This is a genomic window from Bergeriella denitrificans NBRC 102155, from assembly GCF_001592185.1.
Classification (GTDB): Bacteria; Pseudomonadota; Gammaproteobacteria; order Burkholderiales; family Neisseriaceae; genus Neisseria; species Neisseria denitrificans.
Genome location: NZ_BCWL01000344.1, coordinates 1 through 1056 on the forward strand (window position 1 = coordinate 1; position 1056 = coordinate 1056).

The window sequence follows — 1056 nt, forward strand, 5'->3', positions numbered from 1 at the left end:
CAACAGCAAAACCGCCAACTGCGCGAACGCCTGTCACAGCAGCGCAATATGCAGCTCAAGCGGCAGGAAACGCAGCGCGGCGGCCTTCGCCGTAACTCCGAAGCCGCAACGCAGCGCACCGCGCCAACGCGCCCCGGCCTGAGATACCAACCCGTCAGCCAGCGCACGCAGGCCGTACAGAGCGACAGCCGACCCGCCCGTTCTTTCGGCCTCCGCCGCTACAACCGCTGATTGCGTCGAAAACCGCACCAAGCCGTCTGAAAAAGGCCGTCTGAATACCGCCCGGGCAAAAAGCCCTGAATAAGGTTTCAGACGGCCTGATTTTCCGCTACCATAATGCCCGTACTCCAACGGGAAATCCTATGAACCACGCTCAAACCCTCCAAGCCGGCATTGCCGAAATGGGCTTGGACATCGATGCCGCCTGCCAAACCAAGCTGCTGGATTATGTCGGGCTGCTGCAAAAATGGAATAAAACCTACAATCTCACCGCGCTGCGCGACGAGCGTTTGATGGTCAGCCACCACCTGCTCGACAGCCTCACGCTGCTGCCCTATATCGGCAGCGCGCGCACCATGCTCGACGTCGGCTCCGGCGGCGGCCAGCCCGGTATTCCCGCCGCCATCTGCCGCCCCGATGTGGCCGTGACCCTGCTGGATGCCAACACCAAAAAAACCTCGTTTCTGCAACAGGCCGTCATCGAGCTGGGCTTGAGCAACGTGCGCGTCATCAGCGGCCGCGTCGAAGCCCTGCAAAACTATCAGGCGGAGCTGATTACCAGCCGTGCCTTTGCCGAGCTGGCCGATTTTGTGAACTGGACGGCGCATCTTTTGACCGACGGCGGCCGCTGGGCAGCGATGAAAGGCGTGTACCCCGAAGCCGAAATCAGCCGCCTGCCCGATTTTGCCGAGGTCGAAACGGTCAACGCGCTGCACGTTCCGCAGCTGGATGCCGAGCGGCATATGGTACTACTGCGTAAAAAGGCCTGATTTCAACTTTTTAGAAATTTCACTATAGTACGACAAGTACAGCAACACCGTATCATTCCGTGCATTC

The 1056-nt window shown here is 59.7% G+C and carries 2 protein-coding genes; both read left to right on the top strand.

Annotated features, from left to right (window positions below; all coding sequences use genetic code 11):
- A partial coding sequence (locus BDE01S_RS11470) for a hypothetical protein (RefSeq protein WP_169798097.1) occupies nucleotides 1-231 on the top strand: 231 nt, incomplete at its 5' end.
- A 131-nt stretch (nucleotides 232-362) separates the two neighbouring features.
- Nucleotides 363-989 (top strand): 16S rRNA (guanine(527)-N(7))-methyltransferase RsmG, encoded by a 627-nt coding sequence (gene rsmG / locus BDE01S_RS10700; RefSeq protein ID WP_066081414.1) that lies wholly within the window; start codon nucleotides 363-365, stop codon nucleotides 987-989.
- Nucleotides 990-1056: the final 67 nt, after the last annotated feature.